Source organism: Methylobacterium sp. E-012 (genome assembly GCF_057836545.1).
The window spans coordinates 770,031-786,851 of the sequence record NZ_JBYQEY010000001.1; the positions used below are offsets into that span (position 1 = coordinate 770,031).

Genomic DNA, 16,821 nt, shown 5'->3' on the forward strand with positions numbered 1-16,821 from the left:
TATGGCGGTCGGGGCGATGTGCATTGTCGGCGACTGCGCCCCGGCGAAGACCGAATCGATACCCTTCCCGGTGCCGGCGGCGTGCGTTTCTGCGCGGACAATATCGAAGCGCGGCGTCGCGCGACCCTGCGGTCCCGCTGAGCGAGGGGTCCATCCGTTCCAGAAAGGGGGATCGTCGTCCAAATGGACGACCGCCGAGCTGTCTGTTGCGGCAAGGTAACAGACGGTTGAATGCGACTCGCCTAGAGCAAAATTCAATAGCGCCAGAGCAAAGATCGAGGGCGATCCGATGATTAATCGACACAATATCGCGGATTGTCCCAATAAATTTTGGAATTTGCCTGAAAACGATAGTTACGGAACAAATCGAGCGGAATCGGCGCGTAGGACTTTATGTATCGGCTGCTCGCTCGTCGCGTTGGTCGCGGCCCTGGGGCCGGCGCTGGCCGAGGATCTGGCGCCGCTGCACTCGCCCTCGACGGTCGGTCTGACGCAACAGGACTTCGAGACGCCCGAGTACCGGAACGATTGGGGCCTCGGGGCGATCAACGCCGCGACCGCCTACGCCCGGGGCTTCACCGGACGCGGCATCCTGGTGGGTGTGGTCGACACCGGCATCGATGCCGGACATCCGGAGTTCCGCGACCTGGCGAACCCCGGTGGAACGCGGATCTCCCCGGACTCGGCCGACTTTTACGCTTGGCTCCCACAAACGCCTGTTCCGTTCGCCATGCCCTCCATCGTGGACAGGGATGGCCATGGCACGCACGTATCCGGGACCATCGGCGCTGCGCGCGACGGTGATCCCAGGGGCATGATGGGTGTCGCGTTCGAGAGCACGATCCTGGCCCTTCGGTCTATCGTCGGGACGAGCGATAGCAACACCTATAATGAGCCCACGACCCAACTCATCGGCAATACCCATGCGGCAATCGATTACGCCGTTCAGCACGGCGCGCGCGTCATCAATGGAAGTTACGGGTATTCTTTCAGGGACTCGAACGTTTATCAAACGTACAGCTACGAGGCACTCGACGCGGAGTACGAGGCGATCAAGCGGGCGGCCGACAAGGATACGCTCCTGGTCTTCGCTTCCGGCAACAACCACGTTTCTCGAAATCTTTACAATTGGAATAACGCTTCAAGCTCCTCGCTGATTCCCTATATGCGCCCTGAGAATGCCGATCGGAATGTTTATCGGCTCATCGACCAGAACGGCATCGAGCGGCGGGAGGCAGATTTTTCGTCCGTGTCAGGTTACGTCGTCGCGGTGGTGAATATCGACCAAGACAATGATCCAAACGATTCGAGTAACCTGTGCGGCGTCGCGGCGTCCTGGTGCATTGCCGCTCCGGGTACGGACATCTATTCGACCTGGCCTCGAAACCTCCATCCGCGCCGTCAGACAACGGACGGCTATTATACGATCAGCGGCACGTCGATGGCGGCACCGCACGTGGCCGGTGCGGCCGCGGTGCTGCGCCAAGCCCTCCCGTTCCTGACCGCGCCGCAGATCGCCCAGACGATGTTCACCACCGCCACCCATCTCGGTGACGGTCCCGCCGACGCCCCGAACGCGACCTACGGCTGGGGCCTCCTGAACCTCGGCAAGGCGATCGACGGTCCGGGTCAGTTCACCGCGACCTGGACGGTCAACACCACCTCCGACGGCCAAGCCTCTTACGGTGTCTTCGCCAACGCCATCTCCGGCGTCGGCGGCCTGACCAAGACCGGGCTCGGCACCCTCGAACTCACCGGCACCAACAGCTACCAGGGCGGCACCGCGGTCTATGGCGGGACCCTGGTGGTGTGGCGCGACACCAATCTCGGCGCGGACGGCACCGGGCTCACCCTCGGGGATGGCGGCCGGCTGCGGGTGCGGCAGGACGGGTTCGCGACCGCGCGGCCGGTCACCCTGGACGGCCTGGGCGTGCTCGGCATCGACCAGGGCACGGCGACCGTCTCGGGCCTGGTCGCCGACGGCGCCCGGTCCGGTACGCTTTGGAAGACCGGCCCCGGCACCCTCGCACTCACGGCGGCCAACACCTACACCGGCGGCACCGCGGTCTACGGCGGCGCCCTGGCGGTGTCGCGCGACGCCAATCTCGGCGCGGCGGGCACCGGGCTCACCCTCGGCAACGGTGGCGGCCTGCGGGTCCTGGCCGACGGATTCACCACCGGGCGGCCGGTCACCCTGGACGGCCTCGGCAGGCTCGGCATCGACCAGGGGCGCGCGACCTTCGCGGGCGCAATGGCCGACGGCGCCCAGTCCGGGACGCTGGAGAAGTCCGGATCCGGCACCGCGATCCTGTCGGCGGCCAACACCTATACGGGCGGCACCCGCGTGACGGGCGGTACCCTGGCGCTGACCGCGACCGGCAGCCTCGTCGCGCCGGTCTTCGTCGGCTCCACCGCCACCTTCGCCAATGCCGGCCTCGCCGCCGGCGGCGTGGACAACCGCGGCACCCTGACCAGCAGCGGCGCCATCGCGGGCGGCCTGGCCAATGCCGGGCTGGCGTTCAACGGCGGCGCCATCGCGGGCGGGGCGATCAACACCGGCAGCCTGACCACCAGCGGCACCATCACGGGTGGCCTGACCAACGCCGGAACCGTGCTGGCCATCGCCGGCCGGATCGACGGGTCCGTTAGCAACCAGGCCGGGCTCCTCGCCGTCTCCGGGCCGGTGGCCAGCGGCGGCACCCTGGCCAACGCGCCGGGCGCCGTCCTGGCAGTGACGGGGACCGGCCGCTACAGCCTCGCCGGCGTGTTGACCAATGCCGGGACCGTCGCGGTGGCCCAGACCGCCGGCCTCTCGGCCCCGGCGGGCCTGAGCAATGCCGGCCTCCTGACCAATGGCGGCACGATCACCGGTGCCGTGACCAATACCGGCGCACTGACGACGCGCGGGACGATCTCCGGCAGCCTCGCCAATGCCGGGCTGGCGTTCAACGGCGGCGCCATCACGGGCGGGGCGAGCAACACCGGCAGCCTGATCACCGGCGGGACGATCGCGGGCGGGGTGTCGAACGCCGGCACGCTGGTGACGAGCGGGACGATCGCGGGCGGCCTCGCCAATGCCGGGCTGGCGTTCAACGGCGGCGCCATCACGGGCGGGGCGAGCAACACCGGCAGCCTGATCACCGGCAGCCTGATCACCGGCGGGACGATCGCGGGCGGGCTGACCAACACCGGTACCGTGCTGGCCGGCGCCGGCCGGATCGACGGCACCATCCGCAACCAGGCCGGGACCCTCGCGGTCTCCGGGCCGGTCGCCAGCGACGGCCCCCTCGCCAACGCGGCGGGCGCCACCCTGGCGGTCACCGGCGCGGGCGCCTACAGCCTCGCCGGGCCGCTGACCAATGCCGGGACCGTCGCGGTCGCCCAGACCGCCCGCCTCGCGGCCCCCGCGGGCCTCGCCAATGCCGGGCTGGTCGCCAGCGACGGCGTCCTCGACACCGACCTGACCAACGCCGGCACCGCGCGCCTCTCCGGCCAGCTCAACGGCGCTCTGATCAACGCCGGATCGCTTCAGGTCACCGGACCGCTCGCCGGGCTGACCAGCCTGACCAATGCCGGCCCGCTCGACCTTGGCGGCGGCGCGCTCACGGTCGCCAGCCTCTCGGGGCCGGCCGGCGGCGTGATCGGCAACGGTTCGATCACGGTCACGGGCTCGGCCAGCGCGACCTATGCGGGCGCGATCCTGGAGAGCGCCAGCCCCACCAGCCTGACCAAGGCCGGATCCGGCAGCCTCCTGCTCACGGGCCCCGGCCGCTTCTCCGGGCCGACCACGGTCCAGGCCGGCACGCTCGCGCTCAACGGATTCTGGGCCTCGCCCGTGACGGTGGCGGCCGCCGGGACGCTGCGCGGCATCGGCACCGTGGCCGCGCCGGTGACGGTGGCGGGCGCCCTGCGGCCGGGCAATTCCCCCGGCACGCTCACGGTGCTCGGCCCGGTCGCCTTCGCCCCCGGGAGCCGCTTCGGGCTCGACATCGACGGGCCCGGCATCGGCACCGGCGCGGGCAGCTACGCCCGCCTGCTGGCGCTCGGCCCGAGCGGCGGCGTCGCGGCCGACGGCACCCTGGTACCGGAGTTGCGCGGCATCACCGGCAATGCCGGCAACCGCTTCACCCCGGCTCTGGGCCAGCGCTTCGCCGTGCTCACCGCGCAGGCCGGGCTGACCGGCGCCTTCGCCGGGCTCGCCCAGCCGGCCTCCGGCCTGGCGGCCGGCACACGCTTCGACGCGCTCTATGCCCCGACCGGCCTCGACCTCGTGGTCACGCCGGCCGCCTACGGCACCCTCGCCGGCCTCGGCCTGTCCCAGACCGGCAACGCCCGGGCGGTGGGCGCGGCCCTGGACGTCGCCCGTCCGGCCGCCGGCACCCGGCCGGACGCGACCCGGGCGCGGGTGTTCGACCCGCTCTACGCGGCCGGCCCGGCCTCCCTGCCGGGGGGGCTGGCGAGCCTGTCGGGCCAGGCCTACGGCGACGCCGTGATGGCGGATCTCGCGGCCCGCCGCCTGGTCGCCGACACGATCGACCGGCATCTGCGCGGGCAGGGCGGCGGGGCGGCGGCGTTCAGCGCCGGTGATCCGGGGCTCGGCCCGAACCGCTCGGCGCTGCAGCTGCGCGGGGGCGCGGGGGGCCCGGACCAGCCGCTGGCCGCGGGCGAGGGCCGGATCTGGGCGGACGCGCTCTACGGGTTCGGGTCGCGCGCCGGCGACCGGGCGGCCGCGGGGGCGGATCTCGACGCGGGCGGGCTGCTGCTCGGCGTCGACCGGCAGGTCGGAGCCGACACGCGGGTGGGCGGGGCGTTCAGCTACCTGCGCGAGACCGGCGCGTCGCGGGGGGCGGGCTTCGGCCTCGGCCGCTCGACCACCGACAGCTACGGCGGCACCCTCTACGCCGGCGCGCGGCTCGGTGCCGTGATCCTGCGGGGTACGGCGGGCGGCTCCTACGCGGACGGGCGGATCGACCGGACTGTGGCGCTGGGCTCCGCATTGTCGCGGGCGAGCGGGCTGGCCTCGGGCTGGGACGCCGGGGTGTCGGGCTTCGCCGGCAGCGCGCTGGCAACGGGGCTGCCGGTGGAGTTCGTGCCGGAGGTCGGGTTCAGCTACGACCGGCTGACCCGGACCCGGGCGACCGAGCGCGGCGGCCTGGCGAGCCAGGGCTTCGCCACGGGCGCCCTCGATGCGGCGCGCCTCCTCCTGGGCGGGCGGCTGGCGAGCCTGGCGCTGGACGGCACGGCGGGCCTGCGCCTGGAGGGCCGGGCCTACTGGGCGCACGAGCTGGCCGATACCGGCGCCCCTGTGCGCTCCAGCCTGTTCGGCGTGCCGTTCGCGGGTCGGACCAGCGCGCTGGGCCGGGACGGGGCGGTGCTGGGCGCGAGCCTGACCGGTCCGGTGGCCGAGGACGTGATGCTGTCGCTGAGCTACACGGGTGACCTGCGCCCCGGCGCCACCGCACAGGTGGTCTCCGCCGGGTTGCAGGCGCGCTGGTGACGGAAGCCGGCGACGCCGGGTCCTGGGTTTCCAAGGGGCTGCGAGCCCGGCCCCTTCAAGGGGTTGGGCCGAGCGCGGGTCGCGGGATCAGCGCGCCTGAGCCAATCCCGCGCGACGGCAGGGTCACGGACCTTCTGAAACCAGAATGTCCCGATCCGAGATGACGGGATGCGCACGGTTTCTTCGGCGAACCATCGATGCGGTCGAGCGCGCGTCCGGCCCCCCCTGCGACCGGACGGACCGGCCACGTTCATAGTCTCGCCGTGTTCCAAGCGCCCCCTGGCGCCATCAGCCCCACGGGGGCAACCCGGTTGCAGGCGAAGACCCCATGATCAACTCCTTCCTGGCCCTCCTGACGGTCCTCGCGGTCCTGATGGTCACGGCCCTGTTCAAGCTGCCGCTCATGCCGTTCCGCCTCGCCGCGCGCCTGCTGCGCAGCCGCCCGGCCGCCGCCTGATCGGAACGCTCACTCCGACGCGTCGATCGTGAAGGTCATGCCGCGGCCCGGGCCGTGGTCGGAATAGTCGGCGAGGGTCAGGCCGCGTTCGGCCAGGGTCGCCGCGACGGTCTCCCGCTCCTTGCGGACCATCTGGCCGACCGCGAGCGGTGTCAGACGCGGGCTCGCCTGCCGCAGCCGGTCTACCGCGATGACCGCCGGCAATCCCTCGCCCTCGGCGATCCGGGCGAGGGCGAGGCCCAGATCCCGCGCTTTCGTCTGCGCGGCGGATTTCGGCGTGAAGGCCATTCTGCTCGTCCCTCTCTGTCCCGGCCCAGCGGCCGCGCCGCTCACGCGGCCCGCGCATCGACGTTCACGTCGGAGAAGGCCTTGATCCAGACCCGCCGCCCCCGCGCGTCGTAGACCTCGACCTGCCAGCGCGACCAGTCGAACCGCTCGACGACCCGCTCCATCAGGGCGAGCGCCACGCGTTCGGCCTGGACCCGCATCTGCGCGGCGTTCGGGAGCCGGCTGCCCCCGAGATCGGTCACCAGCGCGTGGCCGTCCGTGCAGTGGAAGCGGTAAAGCCGCATCGGCATTGGCGTTTCCCCGATCCATCCACAGCGTTCCACCGCAATCCGGAACCACCACCGACCGAGGGTTGAACCGGGCCGGCCGATGCGCTTTGTTCATGGAATGTTCTAGATGGAATCGAACCGCGATGCACGCAGATCCTAACGAGGTGCCTGTGGAGATCCGTCCCCGGGAGGCGGAGGTGATCGCCTACGCCTATCACCGGGCCGCCCGGGGCAACGCCTGGGAGGCCCTCGTGGCCGCCATCGCGGATGCCCTCGCCGATCTCGATGCGGCGGAGCGGCGCATGGCCCGGCAGGACGACTTGATCTCCCGCGGCTATGCCCGCGGCTGGACGGGGGCGGGTGGGGCCGCGGTGCCGCCCCGTCCGGATCGGCCATAGGGGCGGCGGTGGTCGGGAGGCCCGCGTTCCGGATCTCGCCGCCGCCGGCCCAGGCCGGAGAAATCCCGTTCAGGCGGTGCCGTGACCCTTTCGGGCGCGCGCGGCGATCTCGCGCTCGGCCATGGCGCCGGGCTGTCCGAGGCCGATCGCCTTGGCCAGGGCGGAGCGCTGCTCGGCGTAGCTCGGGGCGACCATGGGGTAATCGGCCGGCAGGCCGTAGCGGTCGCGGTAGCCGCGCGGATCGAGCCCGTGGCTGGTCAGGTGGCGCTTGAGCGTCTTGTAGGTCTTGCCGTCGATGAAGCTGACGATCCCGTCGGGCCGGACCGACTTGCGGATCTGGGCCGCGCTCGGCCGGTCCGGATCGGCCTGCTGGGCGGCCGCTCCCGTCTCCGGCCGCAGGGTACCCGCGGCGAGGCCGGCGACGGCTCCGTGCACCCGCGCGATCAGGGCCGGCAGCTCCGCGGCCGGCACGGGGTTGTTCGACACGTAGGCGGCGACGAGCCCGGCCGTGACCACGGCGAAGGTATCGGCGGCCTTGTCGTATGTGTCGTTCATGAGGGGTCCTTCAGATCGCGCTTCGTCTCCTTATCGTTTGGAGCCTTCAAGGGTTTAAACGAAGTAAATTTAAGCAGAACACTTAACGAATAGGCTCGGTTTCGCCCGCGCCTCACCCTCGGCGAGGCGCGGCGAACCACTTCGTCAGTCCTGGACAGGCGCCCGGCCGGCCTGCACGGAACGCGCATCTGCCGGGCGCCGATCGATCACAGGCCGGTGGTCGTGGGATAGGTCCGGACCCGGCCCTGTCCCGCGGCGGTCCCGGCGACAGTCGCCTGCGGGGCCGTCCAGCCATCCGCGCGCCAGGCGCTGGCCTTCTCGTCGAGGTCGACCGCGCCGTGCCGCTCCAGCACCGCCGTCACCGTCTCGGCCAGACCGGTCCGCGCCGGATCGATGCGGACCGTGACGAGGGTCCCGCCCCGCCGCACGCCCTCGCCGTAGGTATGCGCGTCGCCCTCGCTGACGCCGGCGCCCGTCAGTGCTCCGGCGAGGCCGCCCGCGGCGGCCCCGATCCCGGCCCCCGTCAGGGTGGCGACGAGCCAGCCGGCGGCCACCACCGGCCCGACCCCGGGGATCGCGATCAGCCCGAGCCCGGCCAGGAGACCAGCGGCGCCGCCCGCCAGGGTACCGAGGGTCGCCCCCGCACCGGTGCCGTCCTTGGCCTTCTCGCGGGTGTCGGTGCTCGCATGTCCGCCCCCGAGGAGGCCGGCATGCTGGTCCTTCTCGTTGTTGCTCACGAGGCTCACGTCGCCGTGCGGGATGCCGTTGCCCTCGAGCTCGCTAACGGCGGCGCTGGCCTCCTCGTAGCGGTCGTAGAGGGCCGTAATGGTCTGCTGGGCCATGAGATGTCTCCTGTTTGATACCGGACCGCGATGAGCGTGACGCGATCGAGGTCCGCCCGCGCGATGGCGCGGCGGCATTGGTCCGCCGGATCTCGCTGGGCCCGACCGAGGGTCGGGATCAGCGGGATCTGGTCAGCGTCCGACGGCTTACCGCGCCGCGACGTTGCCCTTGAAATCGAGGCCGACGGCGACGGACTGGCCCCCGTGCATGGCGGTGCCGCGCCAGATGCCGTCGGGATCCTTCTTGAGATCCTTGGCGTCGGCGTAGCCGGCCTTCGCGAGACGCGAGCGGACCTCGCCCTCCGTGAAGCTGTTGGCGCCCTTCTCGAGCTGGACGGTGCCGCCCGTGACGGTGCCGGTGCCGTTCGGCGTCATCTTGTCGGTGTTCGGCCGCGTCACGCTGTCCTGACCGCCGGATTTCTGGCTCGTCTTGGCGTCAGGGGCGGCCGGTGTGCCCGTGACCGTGGTCTGAGCGACGGCGCTCGATCCGAGCAGGGTCGCGAGGACAAGAGCGAGAGATATACGCATGATTGGGCTCCGTCGATCGTTGCGGAACCACAATCTTTTGTCGGAGCAGTACGTTCCAAAATTCAAGAATTTGTAATGCTCGGCTTATTCGCCGGCTTATAGTCGAGATTGTTCTCTCGATGATGCCGGCCCGGTGCGCGCCGCCGGCCGATCGATCCCGTGCCGTCCCCTACGGCTGTCCAGCGTCACTTCCGCTGGCTGGTGGGATTGGGCGTCGCTGCGGTGTCCGGGGACACGGCCGGACTCACGGGGGTGACCTTCGACCATGTGGCCGCGATCAGGATGATGGCGCCCAGCAGGGCGACGAAGATGCCGACGAGGAGGGAGCGCTTCATGAGGAGGCAGGGGTTTCCAATGGAAGCGCGGAGGCCGAGGAACCGCCGAAGCGGCGGATCGATCCCCGGCGATTCCACCGGCGGCCGCGACCGTCACCGCCCGGAGGGCTGCGCCGGCTCCCGGGACCGGGCCGCCTCGGCCGGACGCCGCACCCGCGCCAGAGCCGCTGCGGCCCGCCGGGCCAGCGCCTCGAGCCTGCGGACGGTCGCGTCATCCGGGATGACGGACGCGCACCAATAGGCGCCGAGCGCGGCGACCGGGACAGGCGCGCCGATCGGCACCACCACGAGGCTGCGCATCGAAGTGGTCCGGTAGGCTGCGACCGGCACCCGGGGATCGTCCTCGATGTCCGGCACGATGGCGGCCTGTCCGTGGAGCATGGCCCAGCCCGAGACGCACTCGGTCAGCCGGAACCGGCGTCCCCGCCAGAGCGGCTCGATGGCGTCCTCGGCGGCGTAGTAGGCGCTGTCGCCCTCGCGCAGGATCACCGCGATCCCGTCGGAGCCGACGATCGCCCGCGCGGATCTGCGGAGGACGGACACGACCTCCTCCAGGGAGGCGGCGGCCTCCAGGGAGGCGGCGGCCTCCAGCGAGTCGATGGCCAGCGCCAGGCCCGGCTCGGGGCGAAAATGCGTCTCGGCCATGCCGCCGGGATAGCGGACGCGCCGTCCTGCGTCCACGACGCCGCCTTCGCGCGACGGGGTGCCCGCGGATGGCGGGCGACGGTGCCGGAGGATTCCCGCTCTGCGCGTCAGAACTGGCGGTCGCGACAACTTGCAATAGGGTTCACCAGGCCGTGCCCCGTTCGGCTCCGGTATCGGACCGGCGCCGTCAGGTGATTGCGCGCCCCGGCATATTGACTGCCTATAAAGACAGAGTGCCGCAGCAGAGATTCCTTAATAGTTCCCGATGGACCAATCAGAACGACGTGAAGATGTGTTCTAGCGCACCTTCCTGCTGTGGGGTTCCGGACCTCCGCAGGGGCTGTTGCATCCTTGCACTATCGCCAGATGGCGTCCTGACGTCCTGTCGTCCGGCACACATCCCGTCAAACGGGAGACAGAGGACCAGATGATCAAGAAGCTTCTTCTCGCGAGCGCCGCCACGGCCCTCCTGACCGGTGCCGCCTCGGCCGCCGACCTGCCCCGCCGCGCCGCCCCGCCGCCGGTGTTCACCCCCGTGCCGGTGTTCACCTGGACGGGCGCCTACTTCGGTATCAACGCCGGCTACGCGTTCGACGCCTCCAGCCGCAGCAACAACAACTCCACCTTCGGCGTCCCGGCCCCCTACGCCGCCGCCGGCACCACCGCCACCTTCGGCAACCGCAGCCAGGACGGCTTCTCCGGCGGCGCCCAGATCGGCTACAACTACCAGTTCACCCCGGGCTCGGGCGTGGTCGTCGGCATCGAGGCCGATGCCCAGTACCTCGACTTCGGCCGCAGCCGGAACAACGCCTTCATCAACGGCGCCCTCGCCCCCGGCTACTACGTCACCGACCCGCGCGGCCTGTCGAGCCTCGACTACTTCGGCACCGTGCGCGGCCGCCTCGGCTACGCCTTCGACCGCACCCTCGTGTACGGCACCGGCGGCTTCGCCTACGGCTCGGGCAGCGCCGACCGCTCCTTCGGCGGCTACGCCGGCAACGACAGCTTCCGCACCGGCTACGCGGTCGGCGGCGGCGTCGAGTACGCGCTCCCCACCGACTCGTTCCTGAACTTCTTCCGCTCCTCGGCCGTGACGCTCAAGGTCGAAGGCCTGTACGTCAACCTCGACCGCAACACCCGCAACCAGGGCGCGTTCGTCATCAATGCCGCCAGCAACTTCCCCGCCGTCTACAGCAGCGGCATCGGCCGCCGCTCCGACGAGTTCGCCGTCGTCCGCGCCGGCCTGAACTACAAGTTCGGCTCGTACTAAGGGCATCCGGACGGCCCGACGGGGCGGATCTCCTCCGCCCCGTCGGGCCCCCGATCGACGTGACCGTCAGCGCGGCCGTTCCCGAGAGGGGGCGGCCGCGCTGCTATTGGGCCTCCGGATTCAAGCTTCGCATTCGAGACGTCACGTCGGAGACACCGCGGCTGTCCTCCCCCGCAGAGGGGCGAGGGCGCGTTCCGGCCGGATCCTGTCCGGTTGCGGCCCGGCGCGACCGGTCAGGCGGCCGACGGGCGCCGCAGGCCGGGCTCCTCCGGCCGGGCGGTACGGCCGGGCACCAGCGACAGGCCGGCGGAGAGCAGGGCGAACACCACCAGGGGCAGGAGGCTCAGGGTGAAGCTGCCGGTCCCGTCCTTGATCGCGCCGATCAGGTAGGGGCCGAGGAAACCGCCGAGATTGCCGACCGCGTTGATCGCCGCGATGCTCGCCGCCGCCGTGGCGGGCGGCATCTGCTCCGTGGCCAATGCCCAGAACGGACCCTTGAGCATGTAGACGCCGACCGCCGCCACGGTCAGCGCCGCCACCACCGGGCCGAGCCCCGTGAGGAAAGTGCCGCCCGCGAGCCCCAGCGCCAGGATCAGGAACGAGACGGCGAGGTGCCAGCGCCGCTCGGCCGTCTTGTCGCTGTGGCGGCCCCAGAGGATCATGGCCACCGAGGCGAAGCCGTACGGGATGCTGTTCAGGAGGCCGGTCTCGACATTGCCGAGGCCGAAGCTCTTCACGATCTGCGGCGTCCAGAACGACAGCCCGTAGCTGCTCGCCGTCGATCCGAAATAGATCGCCGCGAACAGGGCGAGCCGCCGGTCGCGGAGCACCTCCCGGAGCGGTGGCTTCGCCGCCTGTCCGTCCCGGGTGTTGCGCGCCGCCTCGGCCTGGAGCCGCCGCTCCAGCCAGTCGCGCTCCTCGGCCGGGAGCCAGGCCGCGTCCCGCGGCCCGTCCGGCAGCAGCCGCAGGACCGCGACGGCCATCAGCAACGCCGGAACGCCTTCGAGGATGAACAGCCACTGCCAGCCGGCGAGACCCAGACCGTTGACGTTGAGCAGCGCCCCGGAAATCGGCGAGCCGAGGAACGACGAGATCGGGATCGAGATCATGAAGATCCCGATGATCCGCGCCCGGTAGGCGGAGGGGAACCAGTAGGTCAGGTAGAGGATCACGCCGGGGAAGAACCCGGCCTCGGCCACGCCGAGCAGGAAGCGCAGGCCGACGAAGGACCACGGGCCCTGCACCAGGGCCATGGCGGCGGAGATCACCCCCCAGGTCGCCATGATCCGGGCGATCCAGAGCCGCGCCCCGAAGCGCTCCAGCATCAGGTTGCTGGGGATCTCCATCAGGAAATAGCCGAGGAAGAAGATCCCGGCGCCCCAGCCGAACACCGTGGCCGTCAGGCCGACCGCGTGGTTCATCTGGATCGCCGCGAAGCCGACATTCACCCGGTCCAGGAAGGAGACGAAGTAGGCGAGGATCAGGAACGGCACGAGCCGCCAGCCGATCCGGCGCATCGCCGCGCGTTCCAGGGCGGTCTCGTCCAGGGAGCCTGTGATGGGGCCGGTCATGGGGCCTGTCCTCGTCGCGCGTGGTGGGTCCGGACCGATCCAGATCACGGCCGGGCCCGCGCAGGCTCGGAGGGTGCCCACCACCACCGCGGAGACGGCGGGAGCGGCGGGCCCGTCTGGGGCTTCCTCGCGGGCCGGTCAGCTCTGGCGGTGACCTGTGCCGGTCCTGCTTAACCCGGTCCCGGTGTGGCTGGGAAGCGCGCGGCGGGAGTCCCGTGAGACGCTTCCGGTCCGATGCGGCGTCTTCGAGCGCCGACATCACCGTCGACGACGCGCGCGCCGCTTATCGGGTCCCCACGCGGACACCGTCACCCATCGACGCGCGATCGTGGGTGTCCAGAGGGCGGCATGCCCAGCCCTCTCACGGTGTTCGGCGCTCGACCTGTCCGCCCCCGCCCCGCCCCGTCATCGGGCGCGCGGCGTTTCCGAGCCGTTTCGAGGCTGACCTGAGCGTCTATAGGCCCCCCTACGCCCGTAAGACGTCACGGGCCCCTCGCCACCGGGATCGTCCGATCCCGGATGGACGCCCGGGCCGTCCCACCTCAGCCCTTCTTCACGTTCCAGAACACCGGCACGCCGTCGAGCACCCCGGTCAGCGACGGCTTGTACGAGGTCTGGTTGAAGTACTGCCCGAGCGGCAGGTAGGGCAGGTCGGCGAAGGCCTGACGCTGCAGGTCGTCGGCGAGGGCCTTGCGCGCGGCGGTGTCGGGGGCGTCGAGCCACCGGTCCCGCAGCGCCTCGATCGTCGCGCTGGTCGGCCAGCCGATCGCGGCGCTCGCGCCGGTGCCGCGCAGGAAGGCGCTCACCGCCGGGTTGGCCTGGTCGAGCCCCGCCCAGAAGGTGCAGAAGGCGCTCCAGCCGCCCTGGGCGACCGGGTCCCTCTTGGCGCGCCGCTGCACCACCGAGCCCCAATCCATGATCTGGTAGTCGACGTTGAAGCCGGCCCGGGTGAGCATGTCGTCCGCCACGTCGGCGAGCGCCTTCAGGCTCGGGAAGTCGGAGGCGCCCATCAGCACCACCTTCTCGCCCTTGTAGCCGGCCGCCGCGAGCGCCGCCTTGGCGGCCGCGTCGTCGCGCGGGCGCGTCAGCGCGTCGAGGCCGACCTCGCTCGCCATCGGCAGCCGGGGGCAGAAGAAGCCGGTCGGCACGTGGATCAGCTTGGGGTCGGTGCCGGTCACCGCCTGCATGAAGTCGGTCTGGTCGAGCACCTTCAGCAGCACCTGCCGGATCGCCGGATTGTCGAAGGGCGGCTGGAGCTGGTTCATCCGCAGGCAGCCGATCAGGCCGGTCGGATCGATGATGCGCGTCGTCAGGCTCCCGAGGGTGGGCACGAGATCGGCCGGCGGCTGCTCCCACCAGTCCATCTCGCCGGTCTGCATGGCCGAGGCGGCGGTGGCCTGGTCGGGGATGACCTGCCACTCGACCCGGTCGACGAAGGCGCGCTTGGGGCCGGAGGTCCATTGCGGCGTGCCGCCCTCGCGGGGGACGTATTTGTCGAAGCGCTCGTAGACGACCCGGGCGCCGACCACCCGCTCGTCGGCCTTGAAGCGGAACGGGCCGCTGCCGACCATCTCGGTCACCTGGGTGAACGGGTCGGTCCTGGCCAGCCGCTCCGGCATGATGGCGCAGATCGAGGAGCCGATCTTGCCGAGCGCGTCCGGCAGCAGCGCGAAGGGCTTCTTGAGCCGGAACTGGATCGTCCGGTCGTCGGGGGCCGAGAGTTCGTCCGTATAGGCCATGAGCGTCTGGCCCATGGCGTCGCGCTTGCCCCAGCGGGCGATGCTGGCCACGCAGTCCCGGGCGAGCACGGGGGTGCCGTCGTGGAAGATCAGCCCGGGCCGCAGCGTCAGGCGCCAGAGCCGGCCGTCGGTCTCGACCGTGTGGCCGGCGACCATCTGCGGCTGGGCCGCGTAGGCGGCATCCGTGCCGTAGAGCGTGTCGAACACCGCGAGCCCGTGGTTCCGGGTCACGTAGGCGGTGGTCCAGATCGGATCGAGCACCGTCAGATCGGCCTGCGGGATGAACTTGAGCACCCGCGCGGCCGTGCCCTGCGCCAGCGCCGGGGCGGCCAGCGCCGCGCCCGACAGGGCCATGAAGGATCGTCTGTTGAGCATGCCCGCCTGTCCGCCCCGGTGAGGTCCGCCGGATCGTAGCACGCACCGGGCCAGGGGACGCGCCCCACGGTACACGGTGTCGCATCGCGACGACCCCCCTCCGCCGCGGCCCGTGCCCCGTGCGGCCGGTCGGAAGAACACAAACACTTTATTGGTCCCGATAAGATCGACTTTCGCGCGCCGTTGGCGGTTAGGACAATGTTTTGTCAACAGAAAGACTTTATTTGCGCTCATGGGGTCGGAGCGGTCGAGCCCGACGGTCTGGACGTCCCTCGGACGCGATCCCGGCCGGCAAATCGCCGCTGCCATCCGGTCCGGTGACCGGACGGGGTTCCCAGGATCACGCAGCGCCATGAATTTCACGGTCTCCGCACGCCTCGCCGCGCGCCGGTTCGCCTATCAGCACGCCTCCGTCCTCAACGCCCTCGACCAGGGCATGAGTCTGATCGCGGCCGGCATGGCCGAGGTGACGATCACCGACGGGAGCGGCCGGGCCCGGTCGCCGGCGGCTTTGTATCAATCCCTGTTCGCCGCCGGTCTCCCCGGGCCGGTGCAGGCCCGGGCGGATTCGACGGCGATGCGCGCCGCCTGATCGATCCGGACGCGCGGCGGTCCACCGCCGCCGCCGCTCTGGTTGTCCGAACAAAGAAATCCAACGGATACGGATTCGTCTTTCTGGACATCTCCCGAGATCAGGCTTAACCTAAGTGTGTTCGTGCCGCCGACGTCGCGGCTCGAATGCTTCCAAGGATCGTTATACATGAAGCGCCGTAGCGCGCGGCCATTTATGGTCGAAGTCAAGCACGCCCGGACCCAACGCACAGCACCGACCGACGCCGATCCGCAGACGCGGCCGGCCAAGGTTCTGTGGCACGAACTGGTCCAGGCCGAGACGAAGCCGGTGCGGCCGCCCTTCGAGGCGGCGCCGGCCCCGCGGCCGGAGCCGAAGGAGCCGGAGGCACCGGCCCGCCGCGTCCTGCCGAGCCTCGTCCCCATGTTCGAGAACACGGCCGAACCGCCGATCGAAGTCGAACCGACGCCCCGCCCGCGCCGGCCCCGGACGCGGCGCGAACAGGCCCCTGCGCTGGCGCAGCCCGCCCGGGAGATCCCCGCGGCGCAGCCGGTGCCGGAGGATCGCCCGGCCGCCATCCGGCTCGACCCGATCGCCGCGCTGCCCGGACTCACGGATCCGGCCGGACCCGCCCAGGAGCTGATGCCGCGTCCCGCGCCCTGGCGCCGGACGAAGGAACTCAGGCTCGGCGAGCGCTGGAAGCGCCGTCTCCCGCCCTACGCCCGCTGAGCGGACGCGGTCGGATCACCGGTGATCAGGCCCCGCGGCATCCCGTCGGAACGGGGCCGCCGGGTTCTTCGCTCGCCGGAGACTCGATGACCGGAGACTCGATCACTCGAGACTCGGCGGCCGGCCGGTCCGGCATCGTGCCCCCGGCCAGGCGCGAGTTGCGGTAGCGTGCGTCGCCCGTGACCTCCCGCTCGACCCAGGGCGGCAGCACCACGGGCTGGTCCTCGCGTTCGAGTTCGATCTCCGCCAGGATCAGACCCGAGAGCGCGCCGCCGAAGACGTCGACGTCCCAGGTGGCCCCGGCATGCTCGACCCGGAAGCGGGTCTTCTCCAGGCGCCGGTCGGCCGGCACGCGGGCCAGCAGCGTCGCGCCGTCCGTCGGCGCGATGGCGAACTCGACCTCTTCGCGGCAGGCGCCCCGCCGCGGGCTCTTCCACGTGACCAGCATGCGCTCGCCCGCCTTGCGGATGCGGATGGTGTTGGCGGCGTCGGTGAAGAGATAGCCCTGAACGAACGGCGTTCCCGACTCGCAGAGCGGCAGGACGGCCGGACTCGCGATGAATTTGCGCTCGATCTCGACAGCCATGCCGTGACTCGGTGTCGTTGGGGGCGAGAGCTTTCGCGGACAAACCGCCGCACGGCAAGGGGCGGTCCTGGCTTCGCGCTCGGCGTTACGGACATGGCTCCCTAACGACCGGACATAGATGTAAAGCCAAAATCTTTATCTATGTAAACATGCCAAACGTCGATAG

The 16,821-nt window shown here is 71.1% G+C and carries 16 protein-coding genes; 6 read left to right on the forward strand and 10 right to left on the reverse strand.

The window, feature by feature from the left end; all coding sequences use genetic code 11:
• Positions 1–418: 418 nt before the first annotated feature.
• Together AC3IF1_RS03580 and AC3IF1_RS03585 are read left to right on the forward strand one after the other, a co-directional pair.
• Positions 419–5,497, forward strand: a complete 5,079-nt coding sequence (locus AC3IF1_RS03580) for a S8 family serine peptidase (protein ID WP_489215904.1) — start codon at positions 419–421, stop codon at positions 5,495–5,497.
• Between the two features lie 328 nt (positions 5,498–5,825).
• Positions 5,826–5,954 (forward strand): hypothetical protein, encoded by a 129-nt coding sequence (locus tag AC3IF1_RS03585; protein WP_279598635.1) that lies wholly within the window; start codon positions 5,826–5,828, stop codon positions 5,952–5,954.
• Between the two features lie 9 nt (positions 5,955–5,963).
• Here AC3IF1_RS03585 and AC3IF1_RS03590 read toward each other — a convergent pair whose 3' ends face one another.
• Both AC3IF1_RS03590 and AC3IF1_RS03595 read right to left on the reverse strand, forming a co-directional pair.
• Positions 5,964–6,242: an adenylosuccinate synthase gene (locus tag AC3IF1_RS03590; RefSeq protein WP_243972883.1), complete on the reverse strand. Its 279-nt coding sequence runs from the start codon at positions 6,240–6,242 to the stop codon at positions 5,964–5,966.
• 41 nt (positions 6,243–6,283) lie between these two features.
• Entirely contained in the window at positions 6,284–6,532 is a 249-nt protein-coding gene (locus AC3IF1_RS03595; protein ID WP_243972885.1) for a DUF6894 family protein, read from the reverse strand.
• A 122-nt stretch (positions 6,533–6,654) separates the two neighbouring features.
• Between AC3IF1_RS03595 and AC3IF1_RS03600 the strand changes: the two genes are divergently transcribed.
• Entirely contained in the window at positions 6,655–6,909 is a 255-nt protein-coding gene (locus AC3IF1_RS03600; protein WP_489215907.1) for a hypothetical protein, read from the forward strand.
• 69 nt (positions 6,910–6,978) lie between these two features.
• Here the strand turns inward: AC3IF1_RS03600 and AC3IF1_RS03605 are convergent, their stop codons facing one another.
• The 5 genes from AC3IF1_RS03605 to AC3IF1_RS03625 all read right to left on the reverse strand — a co-directional run bounded on the left by AC3IF1_RS03605 (position 6,979) and on the right by AC3IF1_RS03625 (position 9,814).
• A complete protein-coding gene (locus tag AC3IF1_RS03605; RefSeq protein WP_489215909.1) occupies positions 6,979–7,464 on the reverse strand; it encodes a Ros/MucR family transcriptional regulator in 486 nt (161 codons plus the stop codon).
• Positions 7,465–7,670: 206 nt separating this feature from the next.
• Positions 7,671–8,306, reverse strand: a complete 636-nt coding sequence (locus tag AC3IF1_RS03610) for a hypothetical protein (RefSeq protein ID WP_489215911.1) — start codon at positions 8,304–8,306, stop codon at positions 7,671–7,673.
• Between the two features lie 147 nt (positions 8,307–8,453).
• The gene (locus AC3IF1_RS03615) at positions 8,454–8,834 is read right to left on the reverse strand and encodes a hypothetical protein (RefSeq protein WP_243964724.1); all 381 of its coding nucleotides are present in this window, start codon (positions 8,832–8,834) and stop codon (positions 8,454–8,456) included.
• Between the two features lie 185 nt (positions 8,835–9,019).
• A complete protein-coding gene (locus tag AC3IF1_RS03620) occupies positions 9,020–9,169 on the reverse strand; it encodes a hypothetical protein (protein ID WP_243964725.1) in 150 nt (49 codons plus the stop codon).
• A gap of 93 nt (positions 9,170–9,262) precedes the next feature.
• On the reverse strand, positions 9,263–9,814 hold the full coding sequence (locus AC3IF1_RS03625; RefSeq protein ID WP_489220310.1) for a GAF domain-containing protein: 552 nt from the start codon (positions 9,812–9,814) through the stop codon (positions 9,263–9,265).
• 427 nt (positions 9,815–10,241) lie between these two features.
• Here AC3IF1_RS03625 and AC3IF1_RS03630 point away from each other — a divergent pair, with 427 nt between their 5' ends.
• On the forward strand, positions 10,242–11,084 hold the full coding sequence (locus AC3IF1_RS03630; protein ID WP_489215914.1) for an outer membrane protein: 843 nt from the start codon (positions 10,242–10,244) through the stop codon (positions 11,082–11,084).
• A gap of 233 nt (positions 11,085–11,317) precedes the next feature.
• On the opposite strand, the gene AC3IF1_RS03635 is transcribed toward AC3IF1_RS03630, so the two are convergent.
• Both AC3IF1_RS03635 and AC3IF1_RS03640 read right to left on the reverse strand, forming a co-directional pair.
• Positions 11,318–12,655, reverse strand: coding sequence for an MFS transporter (locus AC3IF1_RS03635; protein ID WP_489215916.1), 1,338 nt, complete (start codon positions 12,653–12,655; stop codon positions 11,318–11,320).
• Positions 12,656–13,197: 542 nt separating this feature from the next.
• Complete coding sequence (locus AC3IF1_RS03640) at positions 13,198–14,769, reverse strand: ABC transporter substrate-binding protein (protein ID WP_489215918.1); 1,572 nt, start codon at positions 14,767–14,769, stop codon at positions 13,198–13,200.
• Between the two features lie 352 nt (positions 14,770–15,121).
• Between AC3IF1_RS03640 and AC3IF1_RS03645 the strand changes: the two genes are divergently transcribed.
• Together AC3IF1_RS03645 and AC3IF1_RS03650 are read left to right on the forward strand one after the other, a co-directional pair.
• Positions 15,122–15,361 (forward strand): hypothetical protein, encoded by a 240-nt coding sequence (locus AC3IF1_RS03645; protein ID WP_489215920.1) that lies wholly within the window; start codon positions 15,122–15,124, stop codon positions 15,359–15,361.
• Between the two features lie 168 nt (positions 15,362–15,529).
• Entirely contained in the window at positions 15,530–16,069 is a 540-nt protein-coding gene (locus AC3IF1_RS03650; RefSeq protein WP_489215922.1) for a hypothetical protein, read from the forward strand.
• Between the two features lie 25 nt (positions 16,070–16,094).
• Here the strand turns inward: AC3IF1_RS03650 and AC3IF1_RS03655 are convergent, their stop codons facing one another.
• Complete coding sequence (locus AC3IF1_RS03655; RefSeq protein WP_489215924.1) at positions 16,095–16,655, reverse strand: CYTH domain-containing protein; 561 nt, start codon at positions 16,653–16,655, stop codon at positions 16,095–16,097.
• Positions 16,656–16,821 lie beyond the last annotated feature (166 nt).

What these genes read in the sequence shown, in the direction of transcription:
- AC3IF1_RS03640 (WP_489215918.1), bottom strand. Translation starts at nt 14,769, where the DNA reads ATGCTCAACAGACGATCCTTCATGGCCCTGTCGGGCGCGGCGCTGGCC.
- AC3IF1_RS03625 (WP_489220310.1), bottom strand. Translation starts at nt 9,814, where the DNA reads ATGGCCGAGACGCATTTTCGCCCCGAGCCGGGCCTGGCGCTGGCCATC.
- AC3IF1_RS03590 (WP_243972883.1), bottom strand. Translation starts at nt 6,242, where the DNA reads ATGGCCTTCACGCCGAAATCCGCCGCGCAGACGAAAGCGCGGGATCTG.
- AC3IF1_RS03600 (WP_489215907.1), top strand. Translation starts at nt 6,655, where the DNA reads ATGCACGCAGATCCTAACGAGGTGCCTGTGGAGATCCGTCCCCGGGAG.
- AC3IF1_RS03620 (WP_243964725.1), bottom strand. Translation starts at nt 9,169, where the DNA reads ATGAAGCGCTCCCTCCTCGTCGGCATCTTCGTCGCCCTGCTGGGCGCC.
- AC3IF1_RS03635 (WP_489215916.1), bottom strand. Translation starts at nt 12,655, where the DNA reads ATGACCGGCCCCATCACAGGCTCCCTGGACGAGACCGCCCTGGAACGC.
- AC3IF1_RS03615 (WP_243964724.1), bottom strand. Translation starts at nt 8,834, where the DNA reads ATGCGTATATCTCTCGCTCTTGTCCTCGCGACCCTGCTCGGATCGAGC.
- AC3IF1_RS03610 (WP_489215911.1), bottom strand. Translation starts at nt 8,306, where the DNA reads ATGGCCCAGCAGACCATTACGGCCCTCTACGACCGCTACGAGGAGGCC.
- AC3IF1_RS03630 (WP_489215914.1), top strand. Translation starts at nt 10,242, where the DNA reads ATGATCAAGAAGCTTCTTCTCGCGAGCGCCGCCACGGCCCTCCTGACC.
- AC3IF1_RS03655 (WP_489215924.1), bottom strand. Translation starts at nt 16,655, where the DNA reads ATGGCTGTCGAGATCGAGCGCAAATTCATCGCGAGTCCGGCCGTCCTG.
- AC3IF1_RS03595 (WP_243972885.1), bottom strand. Translation starts at nt 6,532, where the DNA reads ATGCCGATGCGGCTTTACCGCTTCCACTGCACGGACGGCCACGCGCTG.
- AC3IF1_RS03605 (WP_489215909.1), bottom strand. Translation starts at nt 7,464, where the DNA reads ATGAACGACACATACGACAAGGCCGCCGATACCTTCGCCGTGGTCACG.
- AC3IF1_RS03585 (WP_279598635.1), top strand. Translation starts at nt 5,826, where the DNA reads ATGATCAACTCCTTCCTGGCCCTCCTGACGGTCCTCGCGGTCCTGATG.
- AC3IF1_RS03645 (WP_489215920.1), top strand. Translation starts at nt 15,122, where the DNA reads ATGAATTTCACGGTCTCCGCACGCCTCGCCGCGCGCCGGTTCGCCTAT.
- AC3IF1_RS03650 (WP_489215922.1), top strand. Translation starts at nt 15,530, where the DNA reads ATGAAGCGCCGTAGCGCGCGGCCATTTATGGTCGAAGTCAAGCACGCC.